Annotated in this window: 21 protein-coding genes; 14 read left to right on the forward strand and 7 right to left on the reverse strand. The window is 61.3% G+C overall.

Annotated elements, in window-relative coordinates:
• Window positions 1-25: 25 nt before the first annotated feature.
• Window positions 26-799: a hypothetical protein gene (locus tag AU074_RS24175; RefSeq protein ID WP_076016845.1), complete on the forward strand. Its 774-nt coding sequence runs from the start codon at window positions 26-28 to the stop codon at window positions 797-799.
• Here AU074_RS24175 and AU074_RS24180 read toward each other — a convergent pair.
• The gene (locus AU074_RS24180; protein WP_076016846.1) at window positions 774-1661 is read right to left on the reverse strand and encodes a LysR substrate-binding domain-containing protein; all 888 of its coding nucleotides are present in this window, start codon (window positions 1659-1661) and stop codon (window positions 774-776) included. The genes AU074_RS24175 and AU074_RS24180 overlap by 26 nt on opposite strands.
• A gap of 118 nt (window positions 1662-1779) precedes the next feature.
• Here AU074_RS24180 and AU074_RS24185 point away from each other — a divergent pair, with 118 nt between their 5' ends.
• From AU074_RS24185 to AU074_RS24195, 3 genes are read left to right on the forward strand one after another with little or no spacing between them, the layout of a single operon-like run.
• Window positions 1780-2784: an aldo/keto reductase gene (locus AU074_RS24185; RefSeq protein ID WP_076016847.1), complete on the forward strand. Its 1005-nt coding sequence runs from the start codon at window positions 1780-1782 to the stop codon at window positions 2782-2784.
• 16 nt (window positions 2785-2800) lie between these two features.
• Entirely contained in the window at window positions 2801-3598 is a 798-nt protein-coding gene (locus AU074_RS24190; protein ID WP_076016848.1) for an SDR family NAD(P)-dependent oxidoreductase, read from the forward strand.
• Window positions 3599-3625: 27 nt separating this feature from the next.
• Window positions 3626-4042, forward strand: coding sequence for an SRPBCC family protein (locus tag AU074_RS24195; RefSeq protein ID WP_076016849.1), 417 nt, complete (start codon window positions 3626-3628; stop codon window positions 4040-4042).
• Between the two features lie 119 nt (window positions 4043-4161).
• Here the strand turns inward: AU074_RS24195 and AU074_RS24200 are convergent, their stop codons facing one another.
• Window positions 4162-5559: a cell wall metabolism sensor histidine kinase WalK gene (locus AU074_RS24200; protein ID WP_076016850.1), complete on the reverse strand. Its 1398-nt coding sequence runs from the start codon at window positions 5557-5559 to the stop codon at window positions 4162-4164.
• Window positions 5537-6220 (reverse strand): response regulator transcription factor, encoded by a 684-nt coding sequence (locus tag AU074_RS24205; RefSeq protein ID WP_003219726.1) that lies wholly within the window; start codon window positions 6218-6220, stop codon window positions 5537-5539. Before AU074_RS24205 ends, AU074_RS24200 begins: the two co-directional genes overlap by 23 nt.
• 368 nt (window positions 6221-6588) lie before the next feature.
• Between AU074_RS24205 and AU074_RS24210 the strand changes: the two genes are divergently transcribed.
• The 5 genes from AU074_RS24210 to AU074_RS24230 all read left to right on the forward strand — a co-directional run bounded on the left by AU074_RS24210 (window position 6589) and on the right by AU074_RS24230 (window position 13861).
• A complete protein-coding gene (locus AU074_RS24210) occupies window positions 6589-7509 on the forward strand; it encodes a hypothetical protein (protein ID WP_076016851.1) in 921 nt (306 codons plus the stop codon).
• A 295-nt stretch (window positions 7510-7804) separates the two neighbouring features.
• Window positions 7805-8152 carry a hypothetical protein gene (locus tag AU074_RS24215; protein WP_076016852.1) on the forward strand — a complete coding sequence of 116 codons (348 nt, stop codon included), beginning with the start codon at window positions 7805-7807 and terminating at the stop codon, window positions 8150-8152.
• Between the two features lie 96 nt (window positions 8153-8248).
• Window positions 8249-9487: a TolC family protein gene (locus AU074_RS24220; protein WP_076016853.1), complete on the forward strand. Its 1239-nt coding sequence runs from the start codon at window positions 8249-8251 to the stop codon at window positions 9485-9487.
• Window positions 9480-10751, forward strand: coding sequence for an efflux RND transporter periplasmic adaptor subunit (locus AU074_RS24225; protein WP_076016854.1), 1272 nt, complete (start codon window positions 9480-9482; stop codon window positions 10749-10751). The genes AU074_RS24220 and AU074_RS24225 overlap by 8 nt, the downstream gene beginning before the upstream one ends.
• On the forward strand, window positions 10748-13861 hold the full coding sequence (locus AU074_RS24230) for an efflux RND transporter permease subunit (RefSeq protein WP_076016855.1): 3114 nt from the start codon (window positions 10748-10750) through the stop codon (window positions 13859-13861). The genes AU074_RS24225 and AU074_RS24230 overlap by 4 nt, the downstream gene beginning before the upstream one ends.
• Window positions 13862-13987: 126 nt before the next feature.
• Here AU074_RS24230 and AU074_RS24235 read toward each other — a convergent pair whose 3' ends face one another.
• On the reverse strand, window positions 13988-15103 hold the full coding sequence (locus AU074_RS24235) for a Gfo/Idh/MocA family protein (RefSeq protein ID WP_076016856.1): 1116 nt from the start codon (window positions 15101-15103) through the stop codon (window positions 13988-13990).
• A gap of 427 nt (window positions 15104-15530) precedes the next feature.
• Here AU074_RS24235 and AU074_RS24240 point away from each other — a divergent pair, with 427 nt between their 5' ends.
• The 5 genes from AU074_RS24240 (at window position 15531) to AU074_RS24260 (ending at window position 20875) form a co-directional block, all read left to right on the forward strand.
• On the forward strand, window positions 15531-16571 hold the full coding sequence (locus AU074_RS24240) for a YCF48-related protein (RefSeq protein ID WP_076016857.1): 1041 nt from the start codon (window positions 15531-15533) through the stop codon (window positions 16569-16571).
• Between the two features lie 15 nt (window positions 16572-16586).
• On the forward strand, window positions 16587-18962 hold the full coding sequence (locus AU074_RS24245) for an RND family transporter (RefSeq protein ID WP_076016858.1): 2376 nt from the start codon (window positions 16587-16589) through the stop codon (window positions 18960-18962).
• 118 nt (window positions 18963-19080) lie between these two features.
• A complete protein-coding gene (locus AU074_RS24250) occupies window positions 19081-19377 on the forward strand; it encodes a DUF5629 family protein (RefSeq protein WP_076016859.1) in 297 nt (98 codons plus the stop codon).
• On the forward strand, window positions 19364-20539 hold the full coding sequence (locus tag AU074_RS24255; RefSeq protein WP_076016860.1) for a lactonase family protein: 1176 nt from the start codon (window positions 19364-19366) through the stop codon (window positions 20537-20539). Before AU074_RS24250 ends, AU074_RS24255 begins: the two co-directional genes overlap by 14 nt.
• Window positions 20540-20695: 156 nt before the next feature.
• Complete coding sequence (locus AU074_RS24260; RefSeq protein WP_076016861.1) at window positions 20696-20875, forward strand: hypothetical protein; 180 nt, start codon at window positions 20696-20698, stop codon at window positions 20873-20875.
• A gap of 131 nt (window positions 20876-21006) precedes the next feature.
• Here AU074_RS24260 and AU074_RS24265 read toward each other — a convergent pair whose 3' ends face one another.
• The 3 genes from AU074_RS24265 to AU074_RS24275 are packed head-to-tail and all read right to left on the reverse strand — an operon-like array spanning window position 21007 to window position 26473.
• On the reverse strand, window positions 21007-21600 hold the full coding sequence (locus AU074_RS24265) for a glutathione S-transferase (RefSeq protein WP_076016862.1): 594 nt from the start codon (window positions 21598-21600) through the stop codon (window positions 21007-21009).
• Entirely contained in the window at window positions 21597-25235 is a 3639-nt protein-coding gene (locus AU074_RS24270) for an AAA family ATPase (RefSeq protein WP_076016863.1), read from the reverse strand. Before AU074_RS24270 ends, AU074_RS24265 begins: the two co-directional genes overlap by 4 nt.
• On the reverse strand, window positions 25232-26473 hold the full coding sequence (locus AU074_RS24275) for an exonuclease SbcCD subunit D C-terminal domain-containing protein (protein ID WP_076016864.1): 1242 nt from the start codon (window positions 26471-26473) through the stop codon (window positions 25232-25234). Before AU074_RS24275 ends, AU074_RS24270 begins: the two co-directional genes overlap by 4 nt.
• Between the last annotated feature and the right edge of the window lie 20 nt (window positions 26474-26493).

The raw sequence follows: 26493 nt of genomic DNA on the forward strand, positions 1-26493 counted from the left end.
GACGAGGGCGTCTGAAGGAGCTGTCTTGGACATACCCAGTGTGATCGCATACGCGATGGATCCGATAAAGTTGTCGGTTTTCGGAATCATCGTATTTTTTGCCTCTCTATGTTTTTTCTCCCGGTTTATAAAAACTGATATCGGCTGGAAACGAATTGATTATTTCTGGCTGCTGTTTGGGGCAATCGGTCTGGTAGCGGCCTGCAACGTGGTTAAAAAAGACTGGTACGAAACACAAGTTTCCCTCGATCGAGGCGGTGTTGAGAATCTGTGGCGTAATGTGGTTTCGGTCGGGGCGAAAATGGGGTCGCCTGATATGTGCGCGTCCGCAGTCATTGACGCGAGGCCGATTCCTTCTGCTCGGGATGAGCGGATTCGGGCGTGCACGATGTTTGAGCAATACGTCATTGATAGAAAGGCCGATGAGCTGACACGCATACGTTTCTATGACGCGTTGAGGCTGGCAGGTGCCTTAAAAACGCAGTACAAAGATCCGGAAGTCATTAACCGGCTGACAGGTTTGGAAAAGTCGTTTGACGAGCTTTCCAAGGCTGAAAAAGAGTTACGGAATCACGAGTTTTTACTTGAAGAGGCAAAAGGAAGCAGAGAATTTACCTATCTTTTCCCCTATCTTTTTGTACTGGCGGTGGCTATTCGTCTTGCTAAGGTAAGGGGGGAAATCAATCTCTCGAACCGTTCCAGAGAGAAGCAGAAAGCACAGGCGGCACTCACCACCGATGCAACGGCACCGGTGATGAGTGCCGAGCCCGTCGCTATTCCTCCGTCAACACCTTCCTGAACGTCTCCACCAACGGCCGCAAATTGATCCGATGCCACGCCGCCCACAGCGGCGTGGTGTAGGTCAGCCATGGCAGTTCCCGCAGCACCACACCCGGTGGTGCATTGCGGCTCAAGCCCTTTTGCACCATCGCCACACCCAACCCCGACGCTACCAATCCCAACGCGGTAAACGGCTCGCTGGCTTCCATCGGAATCTGCGGGGTGAAACCTGCACGAATGCACGCGGCAACAAAATCATCAGCCGGGTTCGCGCCCGGTTTGCGTTGCACGCCAATCCATTGCTGCTCGGCCAGATGCTCGGGCAGCAGTTCGCTGACGCTGGCCAGCGGATGCTGCTCGGGCAGCGCCAGCAACATCGGGTCGTCCAGCACTTGCAGCGCCATCAGGTCCGGGTCATCCGCCGCCGGTGGCTCACCCACCAGGGCGATGTCGAGGCTGCGTTGGCGCAGGCCTTCCAGCTGTTCGGCGGAGGGCAGGTTGTACAGCGCGATATGCACGTTGGGCCGCGCGTCGCGCAAGACTTTCAAGGCATTGGGCAGCACGCCCGCGTGCATCGCGTTTTCGATGTAGCCGATGCACAGCCCGCCTTCTTCGCCTTTGCCCAAGCGCCGGCCCAGTGATTCCAGACGGTTGGCGTGGGTCAGCAGCGCCTTGGTTTCGGCCAGGAACGTCTGGCCGTCGCGGGTCAGGCGGATGCGCTGCTGGCTGCGCTCGAACAGGGTCAGGCCCAGGCGTTCTTCCAGTTGCGCGATCTGCCGGCTCAGGGGCGATTGGGAGATGTGCAACCGTTCGGCAGCACGCCCCACGTGTTCTTCTTCAGCGACTACAACGAAGTAGCGCAATTGGCGGAAATCGATCATGTCAGACCTGTAAGGACTCAAGTTGGTCGCAGTATGTCTTGGACGGTCCGATCTCTGCAATCTACGATCTGCTCAACGGTCAACACAGCGACCTTGAACAATCTTGAGGATTCATCCCATGAGCTTGAAAGACAAACTGCCCGGCGTGCTGGGTTTTGGCACCGCCCCATTGGGCAACATGTTCCGTGCCATCCCTGATGAAGAAGCCCAAGCCACCGTTGAAGCGGCCTGGAACCAAGGCGTGCGTTACTTCGACACTGCGCCGTTTTACGGTTCGGGCCTCTCGGAAATTCGCCTGGGCCAGGCCCTGTCGAAGTACAACCGCGACGACTATGTACTCAGCACCAAAGTTGGCCGTCTGATTCTGGACGAGGTGGAAGAAAGCGCCCGCGATCTCGGCGAGAAAAGCGGTGTGTTCGAACACGGCCGGCCGAACAAGATGGTCAACGACTACAGCGCCGATGCCACCCTGCGCTCCATCGAAGACAGCCTCAATCGCCTGCAAACCGACCGCCTGGATATCGTGTGGATTCACGACATTGCCCAGGACTTCTACGGTGACCAATGGCTGGATTATTTCAACCAGGCGCGCACCGGTGCTTTCAAAGTACTGACTCGCCTGCGTGAAGAAGGCGTGATCAAGGCCTGGGGTCTGGGCGTCAATCGCGTCGAGCCTTGCGAATTGACCCTGGACCTGACCGAAGCCCAGCCCGACGGCTTCCTGCTCGCCGGTCGCTACACCTTGCTCGACCACGAACGTGCCTTGCAGCGCCTGATGGACGCGGCCCTGGCGCAGAATGTCGAAATCGTGGTCGGCGGCCCGTACAGCTCCGGCATCCTGGCGGGCGGTGCGCATTTTGAGTACCAGAAAGCCAGCCCGGCGATCATCAGCAAGGTCGAGCAGATCAAGGCGATTGCCGCTGCTCATGGCGTCAGTGTGAAAGCCGCTGCACTGCAATTCTCCCTGGCCCATCCGGCAGTGGCGGCAGTGATTCCGGGTGCCAGTCGTCCGGGGCGAATTGCTGAAGACGTCGCGGCGTTGTCAGAGAAGATTCCCGCAGCCTTTTGGCAGGCCCTGCGCGACGCCCGATTGATTTCGGCCCGTGCACCGCTGCCGCTCTAACCACAGGAACGCGAACATGAAAATTGATATCAGTGGCAAAGTCGCAATCGTCAGTGGCAGCACCGCCGGAATCGGCCTGGGCATCAGCCAGGCGCTGGCGCAATCCGGCGCCACGGTGGTGGTGATCGGGCGTGAATCGAGCAAGGTCGACGAGGCGCTGGCGACGATTCGCCAGGCAGTCCCCGGCGCTGAGCTGCGGGGCCTGGTGGCAGACCTGGGCACGGCCGAGGGCGCCGGAAAACTGTTCGCCGCCGAGCCGCGGGCCGACATCCTGGTGAACAACCTCGGGATCTTCAACGACGTCGATTTCTTCGACGCACCCGACAGTGAGTGGACGCGTTTCTACGAGGTCAACGTGATCTCCGGCGTGCGTTTGTCGCGGCACTACACGCCGGGCATGGTCGAGAAGGGCTGGGGTCGGGTGATCTTTGTGTCGTCGGAATCGGGTGTGGCGACGCCGGCCGACATGATCAACTACGGCGTCACCAAAAGCGCCAACCTGGCGGTGTCCCATGGCTTGGCCAAACGCCTGGCGGGCACCGGAGTGACGGTCAATGCAATCCTGCCGGGGCCGACCTTTACCGATGGCCTGGAGAACATGCTCAAGGACGCCGTGGCCAAGTCCGGGCGCAGTCCGCGGGATGAGGCGGATGTGTTTGTGCGCAACGCCCGACCGACGTCGATCATCCAGCGCGCGGCGAATGTGGATGAAGTGGTGAATCTGGTGGCGTACATTGCTTCACCGTTATCGTCTGCAACCACCGGTGCCGCGTTGCGGGTCGACGGCGGCGTTGTCGACAGCATGGCGATCTGAATTTCTTGAATGGTTTGGAGTGTTATCGTGGCAAAAGCATCTGCTGTTATTGAAATCCCGGTTTCGGCCGAACAGGTTTGGCAATTGGTCGGCGGCTTCAATTCGCTGCCGGACTGGCTGCCCTTTATCGTCAAGAGCGAGCCGAGTGACGGCGGCCGTGTGCGCCATCTGCAAACGGCTGATGGTGGTGTGGTGGTGGAGCGTCTGCAACGCTTTGATAACGCGGCACGTACTTACAGCTACTCCATCAGTGAGTCGCCGTTTCCGGTGAGTGAGTATTTGGCGACGTTGAAGGTTGAGGCGTTGACGGACAGCACCGCCAAGGTCACTTGGTCGGGCGTGTTTACCCCGGTGGCCGGTGTGACGGATGCGGCGGTGGAGGAGTTGTTTACCGGTGTCTACAGCGGCGGGCTGGAAGCGTTGCGGGGCAATTTCCCTGGCTGAGTGAAGATCAAATGTGGGAGCGGGCTTGCTCGCGAATGCGGTGGATCAGTGCCAGATGGGTTGACTGACACTCCGCATTCGCGAGCAAGCCCGCTCCCACATTGGTTTTGTGGTGTTCTTCAGGCTTCAGGCATCAGCTGCTGGCGGCATTCGAGGGTCAGCTTCGCGCCGCCACTCTCGCTGCTGCCCACTTCCAGTTTGAACCCGTGCAGGTTGATGATCGCCGCCACAATCGACAGCCCCAACCCAAACCCGCCTTGCTGTTGATTGCCTTCGTCCACCCGATAGAAACGCTGGAACACTGCCGCGCGTTCCGCCGCCGGAATTCCGGGGCCGGAGTCGAGCACTTCGATGCGGGTACTGCCGGCATCGTTGACGCCTCGCAGGATCACTTCGCCGCCCGGTGGGGTGAATTTGATCGAGTTGCTCAGCAGGTTGGCCAGGGCTTCGAACAACAATGCGCGGTCGCCGGTGATCCACGGTAACGAGGCCGGCACTTGCAGCAGCAGTTCCATCTCGCCTTCTTCCGCCAGGGGCAGGTAGAAGTCGTGGAGCTCTTGCAGCAAGGGCAAGGGATCTAGCACGAGGAAGCCTGAGCGACGTTGGTGGTCTTCCAGTTCGGAAATTCGCAACAGGCCGCGAAAGCGCGCCATCAAGGTGTCGGTCTCGGCGATGGCCGCGTCCAGTTGCAAGGCGTGGGGCGCGTCTTCATCGGCCTGCTGCTGGATCCGGTACAGCTGCGCCCGCAGGCGGGTCAGCGGGGTCCGCAGGTCGTGGGCGATGTTGTCGCACACGCCCTTGACCTCGTTCATCAGCTTCTCGATGCGGTCGAGCATCGCGTTGACGATGGCCGCCAGCATGTCCAGTTCGTCGCGTCGGTCAGACAACGGCAAGCGGTGGGTCAGGTCGCCGGCCACGATGGCTTCGGCGCTGGCCTGGATTCCGCGAATCCGCCGCAACGGACGCCGTCGCAGCAGGTGCCAGCCAGCCGCGCCAGGAATGATCGTCAGGGTAATCCCCCACAGCAGGGCGTGCAGGATGATGCGGGTCACGCCGAACAGCGAGCCGTTGGCGCGAACCAAAATCAGCCAACGGCCATCTTCGGTGTGGGTGGCCACGGCGTCGCAGCTGTCGCGGGGCAGTTTCGGGTCATCGGAATTGATGCAGTTGGCCAGGGCATGGATGTGCCCGTCCATCGGCAGGTCCGGCGGTATCACACGGATCGGGCCGCTGATGGGGTTGAACTGGTTGTCGAACAGCCCGTATGCGTCAACACCCTTCATGTCGAAGGTCATGCTGGTGGTCAGGGCTTCCACCAGTTCTTCGCCGTCAAACCGCTGGAACAAATGCTGGCGCTGCATCAGCGAGTGGCGCGAGAGGTCGCCCAGGTAACCGGAGACCTCGTAGTAGAGCACACCCATGAGGATGCAGCTCCAGGCCACGAACAACGAACTGTAGAGCGCCAGCAGCCGGCTGCTGGAGGAGCGCCAGCCTTTAGAGGGGTTCAGCAATGACATACCCGGAACCTCGTACCGTGCGGATCAGCGGCGTGAGGCCCGGCGGGTCGATTTTTTTTCGCAGGCGACCGATGTGCACATCGATCAGGTTGGTGCCCGGGTCAAAGTGATAACCCCAGACTTCCTCGAAGATCATCATCCGCGACAGGATCTGCCCGGTGTTGCGCATCAGGAATTCCAGCAGTTTGTATTCCGTCGGCAACAGGCTCAAAGGCTGTTCGGCGCGGCTCGCTTCGCGGCTGATCAGGTTCAGTTCCAGATCCGCTACGCGCAGTGCGGTTTCGAACTCCTTGACCGTGCTTTTGCGCCGCAGCAGCACTTCGACGCGGGCGGCCATTTCGTCGGAGGCGAACGGTTTGGTCAGGTAGTCATCACCACCGGCGCGCAGGCCGCGTACCCGTTCATCCACGTCGGAGAGGGCGCTGATCATCAGGATCGGTGTGGATACACCGATGGTGCGCAGGGTGGTGACGATGGCCAGGCCATCCAGTTCCGGGAGCATGCGGTCGAGGGTGATCAGGTCGTAATCACCGCTGACGGCACGCACCAGGCCTTCGCGGCCGTTGTCTACCCAGTCTACGTCCAGTCCATGGCTACTCAGCTCGGCAACGATCTCGCGGGCCGTTACGGCGTCGTCCTCGATGGTCAAAATGCGGGTCATAAGGATTACCTGGTGAGCGATTCACACTGAAGTGCGGGCATTTTGCCAAGAAATGATAGCCCGCTTCCTAAATAAAAATTTATGTAGGCACAAACGACACAATTCACCTTACCCCGGTGAATCTGAACGAACGCTGTGTGTGTAGGATTTTTTGCTTCCCATGGCGCGAGCATGGGTTATTTCCTACGAGGAATGCATAACGCCCGCCGCTCCAGGGCATTTCTTGCAAGTTGCATGGTTCAAATTAGTTCAAATTACTTAAGTATTTGAAATATATAGGCTTTTAATTTTTAGACATCTGGCACGTCGCCTGCACTGTCCCTTTTGAGACTTGTAACACTATTTTTCATGCCTGGAGCAAAACAACAATGATCACATCCTCATCCACGCTGCAAGAATCGAGCTCGCTCTCCGGGGTTTCCTGGGGCGCGATCTTTGCCGGGGCCGCTGCCGCGGCTGCGTTGTCCTTGATCCTGGTACTGCTGGGCTTCGGCCTGGGCTTTTCGGCGGTTTCGCCGTGGGCCGACAGTGGCATCAGCGCCAAAGGGCTTGGCATTTCCACCATTGTCTGGCTGGCGGCTACGCAAATCATCGCGTCGGGGATGGGCGGTTACATCGCCGGTCGCCTGCGGGTGAAATGGGCCAATATGCACGGCGATGAGGTGTACTTCCGCGACACCGCCCATGGCTTCCTGGCCTGGGCCGTGGCGACACTGGTGACGGCGGTGTTGATCGTCGGTTCGGTCAGCAGTGTGGTCAGCGGTGGTGTAAAGGCCGGTGCCAGTGTGGCATCGGGTGCCGCCAGCGGCATGAGCCAGGCGGCGGGTGCTGCCACCAAGGGTGAAGACTTCGGCTACTACGTCGACAGCCTGTTCCGTGATGATCGCCCGGCAGCCGTCAGCGATGACGCGGTGCACGGTGTGGTCGCTCGTATCTTCGCCCGCACGGTGAGCAACAACGGCCAACTGGCACCTGAAGACCGTGCGTATCTGGCGCAGTTGATCAGCCAGCGTACCAACCTCAGCCAGGCCGACGCCGAGGCGCGTGTTGACCAGGTCTATGGCCAGGCACAAAAAGCACTGGATGATGCCAAGTTGAAAGCCAAACAGGCTGCCGACACCGCTGCGAAAGTGGCTGCCTACACATCGTTGTGGACCTTCGTGGCGCTGTTGATCGGTGCGTTTTTTGCCAGCCTCGCTGCAACCTTTGGCGGTCGTCGCCGGGATGCCGTGGTGTACCTGGAAACCGATGCCTACACCACTTCCACTTCGCTGCCACCTGTTCGTTAATTCAAGGAGAACGTCATGCGCTCATTACTGTTGTTTTTCCTCGGTGTGCCTATCCCGGTCATCATCCTGATCGCGATCTTCATGCACTGATCCTGAGTCTTGCTCGTCCAATGTGGGAGCGGGCTTGCTCGCGAAGGCGGTTTATCAGTCACATCTGAATTGGCTGACCCACCGCATTCGCGAGCAAGCCCGCTCCCACATTTTGTTTTGTGTCGTTGCTGCATTCCGGGCGAAGGCGAAATCTCCGGATTTTGTTAATTGTTGCTTAACCGCCGTTTAGCTAAGCTCTCGTCCCATGAGCCGCTATCTGCGTTTTTTACTGGTCCTGTTGTTGAGTCTTGCGCTTCCCCTGACCGGGATGGCGGGTGTGCCGTCGAGTACCGAGCCGTGCCCGATGCAGATGTCCGATATGCAGATGATGAGCGACATGGCCCCGGACTGTTGCCAGGACGGCGCCACCCCAGCCGACCACAGCAAAAGCTGTAAACCCGGCCAGGAATGCAAGACTGGCGGTATGCTGCAATTGTCGATGCCAGTGCTTAAGGCGCCGGCGACTGTTTCCCATGCGCTGCTGGTCAGCGTCTCTTCTGACTTTATTCCCGACCGCACGCCGTCCGGCGTCTGGCGTCCGCCCCGTACCTGAATCCTGTTGCACCTGAAGACTCGTCCCTGAACCGGGACGGCCTTGCTGTGGGCCGCGTAAAGCGGTGCGCAGCGCAACAGAACAGGACACTTCAAGATGAATTTCCTATGCGTGCGTGCCCTGGTGGTGGGCGTGCTGGCGTGGCCGACGCTGGCGTCTGCGCTGACCCTGGATGATGCCTTGCGCCTGGCGCAAAACAACGCGCCGTCGCTGACGGCTGAATCCTCCAAATTGCAGGCTGCTACTCAGGCGGCGATTCCGGCCGGTGAGCTGCCGGACCCGAAACTGGTAGTAGGCCTGCAAAATTTCCCCGTCGGCGGGCCCAATCGCGGCACGCTGTATGGCGATGACATGACCGAGCAAATGATCGGTATCCAGCAACAAGTGCCCAGCCGCGACAAGCGTAAGGCACGGGTTGAGTTGGCCTCGGCCACCGTGGACACGGCTGCCGCCGAAGGCCGGATCGAACGCTTGAACGTACGGCAGGCCACCGCCCAGGCGTGGATTCGCGCCTATTCGGTGGAACGCAAAGAGGCACTGTTCAAGGACTTCTATCAGCAGAATCGCCTGCTGCAAGACACCGTGCGTGCGCAACTGGCCGGTGGTCGCGGGCAGCCCTCCGACGCAGTGATCCCGAAGCAGGAAGCGGCTGACCTGGCCGAACGCGAAGATGAGCTGATCCAGCAACGCGCCCAGGCCCGCGCGGCGCTCAAGCGCTGGATTGGCCCGGCTGCCAGTGAAGCCCCCAGCGGGCAGTTGCCGAACTGGAAAATCGACACCACGGGCCTCACCCACAACCTGCATCAGCATCCGGTTCTGCAAGCCTTTGTACCGCGCACCCGCGAGGCCGAAGCCCGGCTGAACGAGGCCAAGGCGCAAAAGACCTCGGACTGGAGTTGGGAAGTGGACTATCAGCACCGTGGCCGTGAGTACGGCGACATGGTCAGCCTGCAATTCACCTTCGATTTGCCGATCTTCCCCGGTCGCCGGCAGAACCCCGGCATCGCCGCCAAACAGGCCGAACTCGACCAACTGGACGCCGAGCGCGAAGCCAAGACCCGTGAACACACCCAGGAACTCGAAGACGACCTGGCCAACTATCAACGCCTGGACCGCGCCGTGCAGCGCAGCCAGGACAGCCTGGTGCCGCTGGCCGAGGAGAAGGTGTCCCTGAGCCTGACGGGGTATCGCGCGGGCAAGGGCGACCTGATGAATGTGGTCAGCGCCCGCCGTGAGCTGGTCGAGGCACGCTTCAAACAGATTGATGCCATTGAGCAGCGCGCCCTGACCGGCGCCCAGCTGTATTTCGCTTACGGGGAACCCGCCAATGAATAACCGAATCGTGAATGTGGCCCTGCTGGGCGGCGTGTTGTTGCTGGGCCTGGGTGGCGGCTATTGGCTGGCGCAGATGCGCGCGGCACAACCGGCCATGGCCGGGGCGATGCAGGCGCCGGGAGAGGAAAAGGCGCTGTACTGGTACGACCCGATGTACCCGCAGCAAAAGTTCGACAAGCCGGGCAAATCGCCTTTCATGGACATGCAATTGGTGCCGCGTTACTCCGGTGGTGCCGAAGAGAGTGCGTCGATTCAAATCGATTCGAGCCTGACCCAGAACATCGGCGTACGCCTGGCGAGTGTCAGTCGCGGCGTGCTGGCGTCGAGTCTTGATCTGTCGGGGATCCTGACCTTCAACGACCGCGATGTGGCAGTGGTGCAGGCTCGCGCTTCTGGATATGTAGAGCGGGTTTACGCCCGTGCGCCGGGTGATGTGCTCAAGGCTCAGGCGCCCCTGGCTGACATTCTGGTGCCCGAATGGGCCGCCGCCCAGGAAGAGTTTCTTGCTCTGCGACATAGCGATCCAGGGTTGTTGACTGCCGCCCGCCAGCGCCTGCGCTTGACTGGAATGCCTGCCGGGTTGATCACGCAGATGGAGCGCAGCGGCCGGGTGCAATCGGTGATGACCATGACCACCCCGTTAGGCGGCGCGTTGCAAACCCTGGACGTTCGCGAGGGCATGACCGTTGCGGCCGGACAAACCCTCGCGCGAGTTAACGGCCTGGGCACCGTGTGGCTGCAAGTCGCTGTGCCTGAAGCCCAGGGCGCCGCATTGGCGGTCGGGCAAACCGTCGAGAGCCGTTTTGTCGGGCTACCGGGCCAGGTATTCAAAGGCACCGTCGCCGCAATCCTGCCTGCCACCGCCATGGACAGCCGCACCGTGCAGTTGCGAGTCGAACTGCCCAACCCTGACGGCAGGTTGCGTCCCGGCATGACCGCCCAGGTACGACTGGCCCAATCGACCGGGCAATCGGTGCTGTTGCTGCCGAGCGAGGCGTTGATTCGTACCGGCAAACGCGCGCTGGTGATGGTGGCCGAGGAGGGCGGACGTTATCGCCCGGTGGAAGTCCAGGTGGGCGCAGAAAACCAGGACCAGACCGTCATCCTCGCAGGCTTGCAGGAAGGCCAGCAGGTAGTCGCCTCGGGTCAATTTCTGCTGGACTCTGAAGCAAGTTTGAAGGGAATTACCACTCAGGCGTCCGACAGGTTTTCAAATGAAGGGTCCATGGACGGCATGAGCATGCAACCGGGAGCCCGGCCATGATCGCCCTGTTGATTCGCTGGTCGGTGGCCAACCGCTTTTTGGTGTTGCTGGCGACGTTATTCGTGACCGCGTGGGGCCTGTGGTCGATCCAGAACACTCCGGTGGACGCGCTGCCGGACCTGTCGGATGTGCAGGTGATCATCCGCACGCCATACCCGGGCCAGGCGCCGCAAATTGTCGAGAATCAGGTCACTTACCCGATGACCACCACCATGCTCTCGGTGCCGGGGGCGAAGACCGTGCGCGGCTTTTCGTTCTTCGGCGACAGCTACGTCTACGTGCTGTTCGACGAAGGCACCGACCTGTATTGGGCACGTTCGCGGGTGCTGGAATACCTGAGCCAGTTGCAGGCGCGCTTGCCGGCATCAGCCAAGCCGGCGCTGGGCCCGGACGCCACCGGTGTTGGCTGGATCTACCAGTACGCGCTGGTGGATCGCACCGGCAAACATGACCTGGCGCAACTGCGCTCGTTGCAGGACTGGTTCCTCAAGTTCGAACTCAAGACCCTGCCCAACGTCGCCGAAGTGGCGACCATCGGCGGCCAGGTCAAGCAGTATCAGGTACAGATCGATCCCCTGGCCCTGGCCAGTCGCGGTATTACCCAGGCGCAAGTGGTGGAAGCCATCGGCAAGGCCAATCAGGAAACCGGCGGCTCGGTGTTGAACATGGGCGAGTCGGAGTACATGGTGCGCGCCTCCGGCTACCTGAAAACCCTGGAAGACTTCCGTGCCATTCCCCTGCGGCTCGACGCCAACAACGTGCCAGTGACCCTCGGCGATGTAGCGACGATCCAACTGGGCCCGGACATGCGCCGAGGCATCAGCGAGCTGGATGGAGAAGGCGAGGCGGTAGGCGGCGTGGTCATCCTGCGCAGCGGCAAGAACGCCCGCGAGGCTATCGCGGCGGTCAAGACCAGGCTGGAACAACTGAAAACCAGCCTGCCCCCCGGCGTCGAAATCGTCACCACCTACGATCGCAGCAAACTCATCGACCGCGCCGTGGACAACCTCAGCCATAAACTGCTGGAAGAGTTTCTGGTGGTGGCGCTGGTGTGCGGGATTTTCCTGTGGCACCTGCGCTCGTCCCTGGTGGCGATCATCTCGTTGCCGGTAGGGGTGCTGATTGCCTTTATCGTCATGCGCTTCCAGGGGATCAACGCCAACATCATGTCCTTGGGCGGGATTGCGATTGCCATCGGCGCGATGGTCGATGGCGCGGTGGTGATGATCGAGAATGCCCACAAGAAAATCGAGGCCTGGCACCACGCACATCCGAATCGCGAATTGAAGGGCGAGGAGCATTGGAAGGTCATCACTGATGCGGCGGTGGAGGTGGGGCCGGCGCTGTTTTTCTGCCTGCTGATCATCACCCTGTCGTTTATCCCGGTGTTCACCCTGCAAGCCCAGGAAGGCCGGTTGTTCGGCCCGCTGGCCTACACGAAGACCTACGCCATGGCCGCAGCGGCAGGGTTGTCGGTGACCTTGATCCCGGTGCTGATGGGGTACTGGATTCGCGGGCGCATTCCCGACGAGCAGCGCAACCCGCTGAATCGCGGCCTGATCAAACTCTATGAACCGGCCCTCGAAGCCGTATTGCGCTGGCCGCGCATGACCCTTCTGGTGGCGCTGCTGATGGTCGCGAGTGCGCTGTGGCCGATGTCGCATCTGGGCGGTGAATTCCTGCCGCCGCTGGATGAAGGCGACTTGCTGTACATGCCTTCGGCGCTGCCGGGATTGTCGACGCAAACCGCAGGCGCGTTGCTGCAGCGCACCGACCGCTTGATCAAGAGTGTGCCGGAAGTCGCCCATGTGTTCGGCAAGGCCGGCCGCGCAGAAACGGCCACCGACCCGGCGCCGCTGGAAATGTTCGAAACCACCATTGAGTTCAAGCCGCGAGATCAATGGCGCCCCGGCATGACCCCGGAAAAACTGGTGAAGGAACTCGACCGCGTGGTGCAGGTGCCGGGGCTGACCAACATCTGGATTCCGCCGATCCGCAACCGCATCGACATGCTCGCCACCGGGGTCAAAAGCCCGATCGGCGTCAAGGTCGCGGGCACTAGCCTGATGGAAATCGACGCGGTAACCCAGGCCGTGGAAAAGGTCGCCAAGACGGTGCCCGGCGTCAGCTCGGCGCTGGCGGAACGCCTGACGGGCGGGCGCTACATCGACGTGGATATCAATCGCCCGGCAGCCGCGCGTTACGGCCTGAACATCAGCGATGTGCAGTCCATCGTCTCCGGGGCGATTGGCGGTGAAAACATCGGCGAGACGGTCGAAGGCCTCGCGCGTTTCCCCATCAACCTGCGCTACCCGAAAGAATGGCGCGATTCGGTGGCGGCGTTGAGCAACCTGCCGATTTATACGCCGTCGGGCAGCCAGATCACCTTGGGCACCGTGGCCAACATCAAGGTCACCGAAGGCCCGCCGATGCTCAAGAGCGAAAACGCCCGGCCTTCCGGCTGGGTGTACATCGACGTGCGCGACCGTGATTTGGCGTCGGTGGTGAAGGACTTGCGTGCGGCGATCAACCAGCAGGTGCAGTTGCAACCGGGCATGAGCCTCAGTTACTCGGGGCAGTTCGAGTTCCTGGAGCGGGCCAATGAACGCCTGAAGCTGGTGGTGCCGGCGACCTTGCTGATCATCTTCGTGCTGCTGTACCTGACATTCCGCCGGGTGGATGAGGCGCTGCTGATCCTCGCCACGTTGCCGTTCGCGCTGACCGGTGGGGTCTGGTTGCTGTACTGGCTGGGCTTCAACCTGTCGGTGGCGACCGGCGTCGGGTTTATTGCATTGGCGGGGGTGTCGGCCGAGTTCGGCGTGATCATGCTGCTGTACCTGAAAAACGCCTGGGCTGAACGCCAAGGAGGAGGGGACCAGGCCTTGCTGGAAGCCATCACCGAAGGCGCCGTATTGCGCGTGCGCCCCAAGGCGATGACCGTCGCCGTGATCATCGCCGGCTTGCTGCCGATCCTGTTGGGCGGCGGCACCGGCAGCGAAGTCATGAGCCGAATTGCCGCGCCAATGATTGGCGGCATGCTCACCGCACCCTTGCTCTCCCTCTTCGTCATCCCGGCGGCCTACCGCCTCATGCGCCGCCCCCGAACCTGATGGCTTACACATAACCTGTGGCGAGGGAGCTTGCTCCCGTTGGACTGCGCAGCAGGCCCATTTTTTGGGGCCGCTTCGCSCCCCAGCGGGAGCAAGCTCCCTCGCCACACTTAATCCTCTACAAATTCAGACCTCCTCAGTCCTGACCCACCGCTCCTCCTTGGCCGCCACCCGAATCGCCGCCGCCAACCGCTCAACCTCCCAAGCCGCTGCAAAATCCGTCCCATCGCTACCATTCCCAGCCAACGCCATCACCAACTCATGCACCTCCAGCGTCTTCAACTCGTTGTACCCCAACTGATGCCCCGGTGCCGGGCTGAACGCGGCATATCCGGGCAGCGAAGGCCCCGCCAGCAACCGCTGAAACCCATCCTGCCCAACCCGAAACAGCTGCAACTCATTCAACCGTTCCTGATCAAACAACAACGTGCCCCGCGTGCCACTGATCTCAAAGCTCAGGTGATTCTTATACCCATGCTTCAGCCAACTACTGCTCACCGTCCCCCGCGCACCATTGGCAAACCGCAGCAACGCATGCACCTGATCGTCCACCGCAATCTCCCGCAGCGTGTCACTTCCGGCAGTAGCAGGCCGTTGCCCATGCACCGTTTGCGTATCGGCACACACACTCAGCACATCCCCCACCAGGTACCGCGCCATCGACAGCAAATGACTGCCCAAATCCGCCAACGCACCGCCGGCATGCCCCACCTCACAGCGCCACGACCACGGCGACGATGCATCCGCCATGAAATCCTCGCTGAATTCCCCCTGAAAACTGATGATCTCCCCCAATTCACCACTGGCGATCAACTGCCGGGCCAGGCCAATCATCGGGTTGTGCTGATAGTTGTAGCCGACCCGCGTCACTACCCCGGCCTTGCTCGCCGCATCACGCATGGCTGCCGCCTGTTCCAGGCTCACCGCCAGCGGCTTCTCGCAATACACCGCCTTGCCCGCCGCCAGCGCAGCCATGGCCATCGGGAAGTGCAAATGGTTAGGGGTAGTGATGGCGACGACATCGACCTTGGGATCGTCGACCAACTGCTGCCAGTCGCCATGGGCCTGGGCAAACCCCCAGTCCGCGGCGCAACGTGTCGCGCGTTCGGTATCGGCATCGGCCAGGGCGGCCAGTCTGAGCTTCACCGGCAGCTCAAACACCGCCCGCGCGTTATTGAATGCCAGAGCGTGGGCACGCCCCATAAAGCCTGTGCCAATCAGGCCGATTCCGAGTTCGCGCATAGCCGGGTTCCTTCGAATTATTGTTTTGAGAAGGCTATTTATGGAATAAATATTCCCAAAACTCAATACATAGAATAAAAATTCATTTTCGAAGGTCACACTTCACCCCGTGGCGAGGGAGCTTGCTCCCGCTGGAGTGCGAAGCACTCCCAAGATATTGGGCCCGCTGCGCAGCCCAGCGGGAGCAAGCTCCCTCGCCACAACAGCCCCCTCCACGATCACCGCTGCTGATAGCGCTACATTCAGCAGTGGCTCAAACCCCCTCCAGTTAACAAAACATAACGTAGCGCCGATTGTCAGACGATTCCAAAGCCCGCTAGGATGGCCCAGCTTGCCCAAGGCGCTCTAGATTGCAGGTTTCAGGGCTCCCCGCGGCAAGACGACCTAACAATAATAAATGGGAGAAAGGTCTATGAGTGAGCCTGTCATGGGTGTGGTGTTTTTCCGCCCGAAGGCCACGCGCAGGGTCGCATTGCTGGCCACAGCGCTCTCGTTGCTGGGGGTTGTCGCGTTGTCGACACCGGCCCACGCCGCCACTGAAACCACCGCCGCAGCGGTGTTTGCCATTGATTCCCCCAAGGCTGCCAAAAGCCTGATGATCGACGTGGTGCACGCAGGCAAACGCCTGGTCGCGGTCGGTGATCGCGGGCACATCCTCTATTCCGACGACCAGGGCGCGACCTGGAGCCAAGCCAAAGTCCCCACCCGGCAACTGCTGACCGCGGTGTTTTTCGCCGATGACAAACACGGTTGGGCGGTGGGCCATGACGCACAGATCCTCGCCACCACCGACGGCGGCCTGACCTGGACTCAACAATTCCAGGACCTCAAGCGCGAAGCGCCGCTGCTCGACGTGTGGTTCAAGGACGCCAGCAACGGCTTTGCCGTGGGCGCCTACGGTGCGCTGATCGAAACCACCGACGGCGGCAAGACCTGGGATGACGTCAGTGACCGCCTCGATAACGAAGACCAATTCCACCTCAACGCCATCGCCCAAGTGAAAGACGCCGGGCTGTTTATCGTCGGTGAGCAGGGCAGCATGTTCCGCTCCCATGACGAGGGGCAAACCTGGGAAAAACTCGAAGGCCCCTACGAGGGCTCGCTGTTCGGCGTGATCGGCACGGCCCAGGCGCAAACCCTGTTGGCCTACGGCCTGCGCGGCAACCTGTTTCGCTCCACGGATTTTGGCAGCACCTGGGAACCGGTGGAGCTGAACGCCACCCGTGGCGCGCTGGAGTTCGGCTTGTCGGGCGCGACCCTGCTGGACGACGGCTCGATCGTAGTGGTGGGCAACGGCGGCAGCGTGGTGGTCAGCCACGATGACGGCCTGACCTTCAGCGTATTCAATCGCCCGGACCGCATTTCGCTGTCGGCGGTCACGGCGGCGGGCAACGGCAACTTGATTCTGGCGGGGCAGGGCGGCGTTCGCGTGGCGGGTCCAACTGGCGCCGAGCCGACAAAACAATAAGAAGGCGGGGACACCATGAGCAGTCATCACAACGACAAGGCCACGTTTCTCGAGCGCCTGATTTTCAACAACCGCCCGGCAGTGATCACGATCTGCCTGCTGGTGAGTATTTTCCTGTTCTGGCAGGCGACGTTGATTCGCCCGTCCACCAGCTTCGAAAAAATGATCCCGCTCAAGCACCCCTTCATCGAGAAGATGATGGAGCACCGCAACGACCTGGCGAACTTGGGCAACACGGTGCGCATCTCGGTGGAGGCCAAGGACGGCGACATCTTCACGAAGGAGTACATGGAGACCCTGCGCCAGATCAACGACGAGGTGTTCTACATCTCCGGCGTCGACCGCTCCGGGCTCAAGTCCCTGTGGAGCCCCAGCGTGCGCTGGACCGAAGTCACTGAAGAGGGCTTTGCCGGCGGTGAAGTGATCCCCCAGAGCTACAATGGCTCGCCGGAGAGCCTCGATCAGTTGCGCAACAACGTGCTCAAGTCCGGGCAGGTCGGGCGGCTGGTGGCCAACGATTTCAAGTCGAGCATCGTCGACATTCCGCTGCTGGAGTCCTACCCGGACCCGCAAGACCAGGGCAAGCTGCTGGCCCTGGACTATCGCAAGTTCTCCCATGAACTCGAAGACAAGATCCGCGACAAGTTCGAAGCACAGAACCCCAACGTCAAAATCCACATCGTCGGGTTTGCCAAGAAGGTCGGCGACCTGATCGACGGCCTGGTGATGGTGGTGATGTTCTTCGGTATCGCCTTCGTCATCACCCTGGTGCTGCTGCTGTGGTTCACCAACTGCCTGCGCAGTACCGTCGCGGTGTTGAGCACCACGTTGGTGGCGGTTATCTGGCAACTTGGATTGATGCATGCCCTGGGTTTCGGGCTGGATCCGTACTCGATGCTGGTGCCGTTCCTGATCTTCGCCATCGGTATTTCCCACGGCGTACAGAAGATCAACGGCATCGCCCTGCAATCCAGTGACGCCGACAACGCCCTGACCGCCGCCCGGCGTACGTTCCGCCAGTTGTTCCTGCCGGGAATGATCGCGATCCTCGCCGACGCGGTCGGCTTTATCACCCTGCTGATCATCGACATCGGCGTGATCCGTGAACTGGCCATCGGCGCCTCGGTCGGTGTGGCGGTGATCGTGTTCACCAACCTGATCCTGCTGCCGGTCGCGATCTCCTACGTCGGCATCAGCAAACGCGCCATCGAGCGCAGCAAGAAAGACGCACACCGCGAACACCCGTTCTGGCGCCTGCTGTCGAAATTCGCCAGCCCCAAAGTCGCGCCGGTATCGATTGCGTTGGCATTGGTCGCCTTCGGTGGCGGCCTCTGGTACAGCCAGAACCTGAAGATCGGCGACCTCGACCAGGGCGCGCCGGAGCTGCGCCCGGATTCGCGCTACAACAAGGACAACAACTTCATCATCAGCAACTACTCCACCAGCTCCGACGTGCTGGTGGTGATGGTCAAGACGCCGCCGGAAGGCTGCTCGCGTTATGAAGCCATGGCGCCCATCGACCAGTTGATGTGGAAGATGCAGAACACCGAAGGCGTGCAGTCGGCCATCTCGTTGGTGACCGTGTCCAAGCAGATGATCAAGGGCATGAACGAGGGCAACCTGAAATGGGAAACCCTGTCGCGTAACCCGGATGTGCTGAACAACTCCATCGCCCGTGCCGATGGCCTGTACAACAACAATTGCTCCCTGGCGCCGGTGCTGGTGTTCCTCAACGACCACAAGGCCGAAACCCTCGACCGCGCGGTGCATGCGGTGCAGGACTTCGCCAAGGAGAACAACAAGGAGGGCCTGGAATTCATCCTCGCCGCCGGTAACGCCGGGATCGAAGCCGCCACCAACGAGGTGATCAAGGAGTCCGAGCTGACCATCCTGATCCTGGTGTACCTGTGCGTGGCCACCATGTGCATGATCACCTTCCGCTCCTGGGCGGCGACCCTGTGCATCGTGTTGCCGCTGGTGCTGACCTCAGTGCTGGGCAACGCGCTGATGGCGTTCATGGGCATCGGCGTCAAGGTCGCGACCTTGCCGGTGGTGGCGCTGGGCGTGGGGATTGGCGTGGACTACGGCATCTACATCTACAGTCGCCTGGAGAGTTTCCTGCGCGCCGGTTTGCCGTTGCAGGAAGCCTATTACCAGACGCTCAAGTCCACCGGTAAAGCGGTGTTGTTCACCGGCTTGTGCCTGGCGATCGGCGTGGCGACGTGGATCTTCTCGGCGATCAAGTTCCAGGCTGACATGGGCCTGATGCTGACCTTCATGCTGCTGTGGAACATGTTCGGCGCGCTATGGCTGCTGCCGGCGCTGGCACGCTTCCTGATCAAGCCCGAGAAGTTGGCGGGGCAGAAGGGCAATTCGTTGTTCGCTCACTGATTCATCGCTGTTCGCCAAAACGCCGTGGCCTGTGCCACGGCGTTTTGCATTGCGCGGGCTTAGGTCGATGCAACGATTTGACCTATCATGGGGTCTTTCCTCTTGATGATTGATGGTTATGACTGCTGACACCGCTACCTTGCTCAATGCTTTTGAAGACTGCCAGATGGTTGAAATCGATGGCCTGCACACTTTCGATTTCAGCCTGGATGACCAGAAGTTGCTGATCATCTGCATGGACGGTCGTGACAAGAAGCACTGGAGATTCAGCCTGGAGCAGGTCAAGGCGGCGACCTTTGATCAAACCTTGCAAAGCTGGACCCTTACCGGTGACTCGGGCGAACACCGCCTGGTCTGCATGAGCGGCGTCACCGGCAACAATAATGACGAGGATGAAGCGGATGATGATGCGTAAATTCTGGCCCCTGCTGATGGCCGGCAGTGTAGGCGCGATGTCGGTCCAGGCCGCGCCGGTGGATACCTATGAATTGCTCGTCGGCAGCTACACCGCCGGCACCAGCGAAGGCATCTATCGCCTGCAGTTCGACAGCCGTACCGGGCAGTTCAGCGGCCAGCCGGTGCTCGCCGCCAAGACGGCCAACCCGTCGTGGCTGACCCTTTCCAAAGACCAGAAGCACCTGTTTGTGGTCAACGAAAACGGCCCGGGCCAAAAAGACCCGGTGGGGCGCGTCAGCAGCTACAGCATCGACCCGAAGAACCATCAACTGACCCTGATCAACCAGGTGCAGAGCCTGGGCAACGAGCCGACCCATTCCAGCCTGGCCAGTGACGGGCGCTACCTGTTCGTCGCCAACTATTCGGTGCTGGAAGACCCGGGCGGCAGCCTCGCGGTGTTGCCGGTAGATGCCCAAGGCAAGCTGTCGCCGCCAGTGCAGTTGAGCGGGCACCCGGCCAGCCGGGTCAACCCGGAGCGTCAGGCCTCCAACCACGTGCATTCGGTGGTGTCTTCGCCGGACGGCAAATACGTGTTTGTCCAGGACCTGGGGGCGGACAAGATCTTTGCCTACCACTACGATCCCAAGGCCAACCACGAACTGCCGCTGACCCCGGCCGATCCTGCGTTTGTGCAATTGCCACCGGGCAGCGGCCCGCGGCACCTGCTGTTCACCGCAGACGGCAAGCACGCGTGGCTGACCACCGAGATGAGCGCGCAAGTGGCGGTGTTTGACTACAACGATGGCAAGCTGACCCAAAAGCAACTGGTCAACTTTGCCGACGGCCAACCGGTGTCCGACAAGGCCGGCGCCGCGTTGCACACCTCAAGCGACGGCAAGTTCCTCTACGTGAGCAACCGAGGCACCGCCAACCAGATGCTGGTGTTTGCCATCGACCCGGCCACCGCGCAGTTGAAAGAGATCCAGCGCCGCTCGGTGGAAGGTGATCACCCGCGGGAGTTCGCCCTGGACCCCAGCGGCAAGTTCCTGCTGATCGCCAACCAGAAGAGCAACGAGATTGTGGTGGTCGAGCGCGACCCCAAGACCGGTCTTTTGGGCAAAACCGTGCAGAAACTGGCGATTGATGCCCCCAGCGACCTCAAGTTCCTGGTGCGACAATAAGCCACAGGCCCCGCACTGCGGGGCCTGACTTGCTGTATTAATACTATTAATAGCGGCTAGTGTTTCAATGAATTTCTAAGGCTAACCCCTCGGGCGTAAGTTTGGTTCCAAGGCCAACACAGGCCACCCAGCCAACCGAACACAAGGGTTACCGACATGAACTTCAATCTCTTCTCGATCATCGCCGCTTCCGCTGTTTCCGCCACCGTAGCGTTGCCAGCCAGCGCCAGCGTCGAAATCAGCAGCAAAAAAACCAGCACCAGCGCCTACACCCAGAAATACCTGCAACAAAGCGCCAACTTCTATGAAGCGCTGGACCACAAAATCCAGAACTGATCTTGAAGCTTACGAAGATCAAATGTGGGAGCGGGCTTGCTCGCGAAAGCGCCGGGTCAGGCTATACATGGGCTGACTGATACACCGCCTTCGCGAGCAAGCCCGCTCCCACATTTTGTCCTGCGACAGTCTCAGGGTTTTGCCATTACGGCGATGAACAAAGGCGATTCCAGGAAGCGCTGCAACCAGTCCTGCAATCGCGGATACGGCGCCCGTCCAAACCACTCCCGATCCACATGCGCAAACTGCCGCACAAACGGCGCCAGTGCCACATCCGCCAGGCTCAAGTGCCCGGTCAGCAAATACTCCCGCTGCGCCAGCAACCCCTCCAGCTTCGACAAAAACACCTCACCCTCTGCCCGATAATGCTCCATCGGCTGCTCCGGATAACGCTCGGCATACTTGTATCGATTCAATTGATGTTTGAAGCCCTGATCATTCTCTTCAATCAGCGCCTGCGTCGCCTCATCATCCCCAAGCAACCAACCCTCAGGATCGTTCTGCGCCAGTGCCCAGCGCATGATCGCCAGGCTCTCATCGATCACCCGGCCATCCACCCTCAGCACGGGCACCGTGCCTTTGGGTGACAGCGCCAGCATTTCAGCCGGCTTGGCCTTGAGACTGACCTCAATGATCTGCACCGCCACCCCCGAATACCGCAGGGCCATCCGCGCCCGCATCGCATACGGGCAGCGGCGGAACGAATACAACACCACTTCGCTCACTTGACCTCCAGGGTGCTCAAGCCATTGCCCTGGCGCTTGACCTGAATCTGCACCGGAATCCGCTCGTGCATTTCCTGCACATGGGAAATCACCGCCACCTTGCGGCCCTGGGCCTGCAAGCCGTCGAGGGCGTCCATCGCCAGTTGCAGCGACTCGGGGTCGAGGCTGCCAAAGCCTTCGTCGATAAACAGCGACTCAATCTTCAACGTACTCGACGCCATCGACGCCAGGCCCAAGGCCAGGGCCAGGGAGACGAGGAATGTCTCGCCACCCGACAGCGAATGCACCGAGCGCAGTTCGTCGCCCATCTCCGTGTCGAGCACCAGCAGGCCGAGCATGCTGCCGCCGCGTTTGAGGCGGTAGCGGCGCACCAGTTGGCGCAACTGCACGTTGGCGTGGTGCACCAGCAGGTCGAGGTTGTAGGCCTGGGCGATCTTGCGGAACGTATCGCCGGTGGCTGAACCAATCAGCGCATTCAGGCGTGCCCAGCGTTGCCATTCTTCGTAGGCCTTGGCGATCTCGGCCGCCAAGGCCTGATTAGCGTCCTGACGGCGCTGGTCGTCGGCCTGTTGGGCGCGCAGTTCGGCGCAATGTTTTTCGCCAATGGCCAGCGCGGCGTTGAGTTCGGCCAGGGCGCTGTCCAGGTGCTCGGCCTCAAGGTTGCCGTTGTGCAGTGCCTGGTGATCCTTGAGCCGCTGTTCGCGCTCTTGCAGCAACACCTTGGCCTGTTCGATGGCTTTTTCGCTGTGTTGCAGTTGCTGGCGTAGCTCGGCCACCTGCGGTTCATCGAAGGCCACCAAACGCGCCAGGCCTTCGTCATCGAGTTCCGGGAGCAACGCACGCCAGTCACTCAGGCGCGTGGTGAGTGCCTGGTGCTCGGTGTCCAGAGACTGTTGGCGTTCTTGCAGCGACTTGAGGTCGGCGGTCAGCTGGATCAGCTGGTTGCGGGTGTCCTGCAACTGTTGGTTGGCCTCGGTCTCATGCTGCCGCGCCTGGTCGACGGCCAGGTCCAGTTGCTGTTGCCAGTGTTCGGCGCTGGGGTATTCGCCCAGCAGGCCGGCGAGTTTTTCCTTGGCGGCGTGTTGCAGGGCGCTTTGTTCGGCGAGCTGTTTTTGCAAGGTCTCCAACTGTTGCTGACGATGCTGCTGGCGGTCCTGTTCTTTCTCGATGGCTTGCTGGCGCTGTAGCTGCTCGGCCAATTCTTCCTTTTGGTTATCCAACTGCTCCAGGCGCTGGCTGACCTGTTGGTCTAGCAGCATGAAGGTTGCCGCTGGCTCGCTGCGCAGGCCGTCGAGGGTCTCGGCCGGTAACAGGCTGGCGAAGGCGTTGAGCTCTTCGTCCAGGCGTTCGCGGTCGTTGGACAGTTCCCGTTGCTGGTCGATCAGTAACTGGCGCGCCTGTTGGCTGGCGTCCTGGGCGGCTTGCAGTTGTTGCTGCATGCGCCCGGCATTCTGTTGCAGGTTGAGCAGGGCACCTTGGCGTTGTTCATCCTGGGCGAGGCTCTGGCTGAGCTGGCTCAGTTGTTGGGCAAGCCAGGCATCACGCTTGGCCGCGTCCTGGTTGAACAACGAGGCTGACAACGGATGGGCTTCAAGAGCGGGCAGCAAAGCCTGCAACTGGCTGGCGAGTTGCTCCTGCTGTTGCAGGAACTCCTTTTGCTGGGCGATCAGGCCGCCCACTTCGCCGCGCAACTCAGTGAGTTTTTCCTTGAGTAGGTCGACGGCTTGCTGCGCGTTGGCTTCTTCGCTTTCGTCGTGGCGGGTCAGGCTTTGCAGCATCGCTTCGGGCTGGTGATACGGGTGCTCGACACTGCCGCAGACCGGGCATGGTTGGTCATCCTGAAGCTGGCCGCGCAATTCCTCGACACTGGCACTGCGGGCCAGGCGCTGGCGCTCCAGCAGTTGCTTGGTGACGGTCAGGGTCTGCTCGGCGACGGTCAGCTCGGCCTTGGCTTGCAGGCCGCTCTGGTTCAACAGTTCACGTTGTTGCTGGGCGACGGTCTGCTTCTGCGTCAGGGCCTGGCTTTGACTGTCCAGTTGCTGATGGCTGTCCCACAGCCGCGCCAAATCTTCAAACGCTCGATGTTGCTTGCGGTTGTCCTGAAGCAGGCTGCCCAGCAGCTGGATCTGTTCGGCCACCGCATGGGGTTCGGCGCCGGCTTCGTGGTACAGCAGGTCCAGCGCTTCGCGTTGCGCGGTCCACTTTTCGCCGAGGCGGGTGGCGCGTTCTTCCAGTTGCGGCAGTTCGGCCTGGCCTTTATTGAGGCGATTGCCGATCAGCATCAGCTGTTGCAAGCGGTCGCGGTAGGCGCTCCATGCATCGCTCAAGGGGGCGAGCGCGGCACTGCGTTCAAGCTCTGCGGCCAGCCGGTGCAGGCGCTCGGCGACGAGTTTTTGCTTGTCGAGCAAGCCGGTCAACGCAGCCTGGCCTTCTACACAGGCGGCTTCGCCCAGCTGTTTTTCTTCGCTGCGCTTGGCCAGCTCACGGGTCAAGTGGGCGAGGGTGGTTTGTTCCTCGAAAGCCTGACGTAGCAGGGGGACCGCATCGGCTTGTTGTTTCAGGGCCTGGGCGAGAGCGGCTTGCACGTCGGCCTGCTGCTGTTGCAGTTGGGTCTGGCGGGTGTGCAGCGCGGCTTGTTGCTCAAGGTGCTGCTGGATCTGCGCGGCGAGGGGCTGCAACTGCGTGGTCAGTTCAGCCTGGCGGGCGAAGTGATGACGTTGCGGCGCCAGTTGTTCCAGGCGGCTGAGGTCCAGGCGTTGCGGACCCTGGCTTTCCCAGTGTTGCTGGGCCTGGTGCAGTTGCTCGACCGCGCCTTGTTGGCGCTCCTGCCATTCCCGCAGTTCCTTGAGCCAGGTGTGCTGCAGCTCAAGCTGCTTGAGTTGCGCTTGCTGGGTCTTGAGTTGCGACTGCGCGGCAGCCAGCTGTGCGTCCAGCTCGGCGCGGGCCTCAGGGGCCAGCGGGGTGACGCCGGTGGCCTGGTCTTGCAGGTGTTTGTGGGCGTCCCGGGCGTCCTTGGCCTTATCGAAGGCGCGGCGGCCGAGTTGGGTGTAGAGCGCGGTGTCGGTGAGCTTTTCCAGCAGTTCGCTGCGCTCGTTGTCGTTGGCCTTGAGGAACGCACTGAACTCACTTTGCGCCAGCAACACGGCGCGGGTGAACTGCTCGAAGTTCAAGCCCAGGGCCAGCTCCAGCTGGGTCTTGTATTCGGTTTTCTGGCTGGCCAGCAGTTGCTCGCTGTCGAGGTCGATCAGGCTTTGGCGGCTGGCTTGCAGCTTGCCGCTGGCCTTGTCCCGGGCGCGGTTGGCTTCCCACCTGGCGCGGTAGCGACGACCACTGACCCCGACAAAGTCCACTTCGGCATAACCGCCGCCCGTGCCCCGACGTATCAGGGTGCGCGGGTCGCCGATGGAAATGTCGGTATCGGCATCCGGCATCTTCGCCTGGCCGGTATCGCCCAGGCGCGGCACGGCGCCAAACAGCGCCAGGCACAACGCATCAAGCAAGGTACTTTTACCGGCACCCGTGGGCCCGGTAATCGCGAACAACCCGGCACTGGCCAGGGGCTCGGCGGTAAAGTCGATTTCAAACGGTCCCGCCAGGGAGGCGAGGTTTTTCAGGCGAATGGCAAGGATCTTCATGGCTGTTCGCCCTCCTGTTGTACTTCCTGGAGCAGCACGGCGAAGTCCTTGAGGGTCTGTTCGTCCACTTCACTGCCGTAGCTTTCCTGCCAGGCGCGGCTGAACAATTCCTGGGGCGTGAGCTGGTCGAGCTCGATCAGGCGGTCTTCCTGGCTGTCTTCGCGGCCGCCCGCGCCTGCGTATTCAGCGGCGATGCGCACCAGGCGCACGGCCTTGCCTTGCAGGGCGTTTTCCACTTGCTGGCGCAGGTCGGGTTGCGGCTCGTCGAGGCGCACCCGCACTTCCAGCCAGGGTTGGCGCTGGGTTTCGGCCAGCAGGTCGATGTCGGGCAGGTCGGCCAGTTGCTTTAGGATGTCGGCCAGGGGCGCGGCTTCCAGGCGTTGCAGGTTGACCGAGCGCGGGATCAGGCGGGATTCGACGCTGACCAGGGTTTCGCCGTCCAGTTGCACGTCAAGGATCTGGTGCTGGTAGCCGATTTCCGAAAATGACAGTGGAATCGGCGAGCCACAGTAGCGAATACGCTCCTCGCCATTCACCCGCTGGGGTTTGTGCAAATGGCCGAGGGCCACGTAGCTGACGCTGGCATCAAACAGGCTGGCGGGCAGCGCTTCGGCATTGCCGATGATCAGGCTGCGCTCGGAATCTTCCGATACCGAACCGCCAGCCATGTGCGCATGGCTGATGGCAACCAGCGCCTGGCCCGGTTGGCGTTTGGCGTTAGCAGCGGCGATGAGCCATTCATGAACCTGGCCGATGCCCCGCAGGTAATCGTCCCCCAACTGCGCGCCGGTCACTTCGGCCGGGCGCAGGAAGGGCAGGGCCAGGCACCAGCCGGCGATTTCACCGTCGGCACCGGGCAATGGAATCAGCAGGCGTTCGACATCCAGTTGCCCGTCATCCAGCCACAGCACCCGCCCCAGGGCGTGGGTGCGCAGGCGGCGCATCAACGGTGCCGGCAGTTCGATACGCGAGCCGGAGTCGTGGTTGCCGGCGATCATCACGATGGTCAGCGCAGGGTTTTGCTCGTGGGCGCTGATGATGAAGTCATACAGCCGCTCCTGGGCCTTGAGCGGCGGGTTGACCGTATCGAAAATATCGCCGGCGATCAGCAGTACATCCGGGCGGTGCAGGCCCAACTGGCCCAGCAGCCAGTCGAGGAAGCAGGCGTGTTCGAAGTCGCGTTCCTGGCCGTGCAGGTTTTGCCCAAGGTGCCAGTCGGAGGTGTGAAACAGACGCAAGGCGATCTCCGTAAAAAAAG

The sequence above is a fragment of the Pseudomonas sp. ATCC PTA-122608 genome, assembly GCF_001952855.1.
Classification (GTDB): Bacteria; Pseudomonadota; Gammaproteobacteria; order Pseudomonadales; family Pseudomonadaceae; genus Aquipseudomonas.

Excerpts from the sequence above, each read along its gene's own strand:
- AU074_RS24270 (WP_076016863.1), bottom strand. The coding sequence starts at position 25,235 with ATGAAGATCCTTGCCATTCGCCTGAAAAACCTCGCCTCCCTGGCGGGA.
- AU074_RS24205 (WP_003219726.1), bottom strand. The coding sequence starts at position 6,220 with ATGACCCGCATTTTGACCATCGAGGACGACGCCGTAACGGCCCGCGAG.
- AU074_RS24220 (WP_076016853.1), top strand. The coding sequence starts at position 8,249 with ATGAATTTCCTATGCGTGCGTGCCCTGGTGGTGGGCGTGCTGGCGTGG.
- AU074_RS24245 (WP_076016858.1), top strand. The coding sequence starts at position 16,587 with ATGAGCAGTCATCACAACGACAAGGCCACGTTTCTCGAGCGCCTGATT.
- AU074_RS24215 (WP_076016852.1), top strand. The coding sequence starts at position 7,805 with ATGAGCCGCTATCTGCGTTTTTTACTGGTCCTGTTGTTGAGTCTTGCG.
- AU074_RS24255 (WP_076016860.1), top strand. The coding sequence starts at position 19,364 with ATGATGATGCGTAAATTCTGGCCCCTGCTGATGGCCGGCAGTGTAGGC.
- AU074_RS24185 (WP_076016847.1), top strand. The coding sequence starts at position 1,780 with ATGAGCTTGAAAGACAAACTGCCCGGCGTGCTGGGTTTTGGCACCGCC.
- AU074_RS24190 (WP_076016848.1), top strand. The coding sequence starts at position 2,801 with ATGAAAATTGATATCAGTGGCAAAGTCGCAATCGTCAGTGGCAGCACC.
- AU074_RS24225 (WP_076016854.1), top strand. The coding sequence starts at position 9,480 with ATGAATAACCGAATCGTGAATGTGGCCCTGCTGGGCGGCGTGTTGTTG.
- AU074_RS24260 (WP_076016861.1), top strand. The coding sequence starts at position 20,696 with ATGAACTTCAATCTCTTCTCGATCATCGCCGCTTCCGCTGTTTCCGCC.
- AU074_RS24230 (WP_076016855.1), top strand. The coding sequence starts at position 10,748 with ATGATCGCCCTGTTGATTCGCTGGTCGGTGGCCAACCGCTTTTTGGTG.
- AU074_RS24235 (WP_076016856.1), bottom strand. The coding sequence starts at position 15,103 with ATGCGCGAACTCGGAATCGGCCTGATTGGCACAGGCTTTATGGGGCGT.
- AU074_RS24200 (WP_076016850.1), bottom strand. The coding sequence starts at position 5,559 with ATGTCATTGCTGAACCCCTCTAAAGGCTGGCGCTCCTCCAGCAGCCGG.
- AU074_RS24210 (WP_076016851.1), top strand. The coding sequence starts at position 6,589 with ATGATCACATCCTCATCCACGCTGCAAGAATCGAGCTCGCTCTCCGGG.
- AU074_RS24180 (WP_076016846.1), bottom strand. The coding sequence starts at position 1,661 with ATGATCGATTTCCGCCAATTGCGCTACTTCGTTGTAGTCGCTGAAGAA.
- AU074_RS24250 (WP_076016859.1), top strand. The coding sequence starts at position 19,081 with ATGACTGCTGACACCGCTACCTTGCTCAATGCTTTTGAAGACTGCCAG.
- AU074_RS24240 (WP_076016857.1), top strand. The coding sequence starts at position 15,531 with ATGGGTGTGGTGTTTTTCCGCCCGAAGGCCACGCGCAGGGTCGCATTG.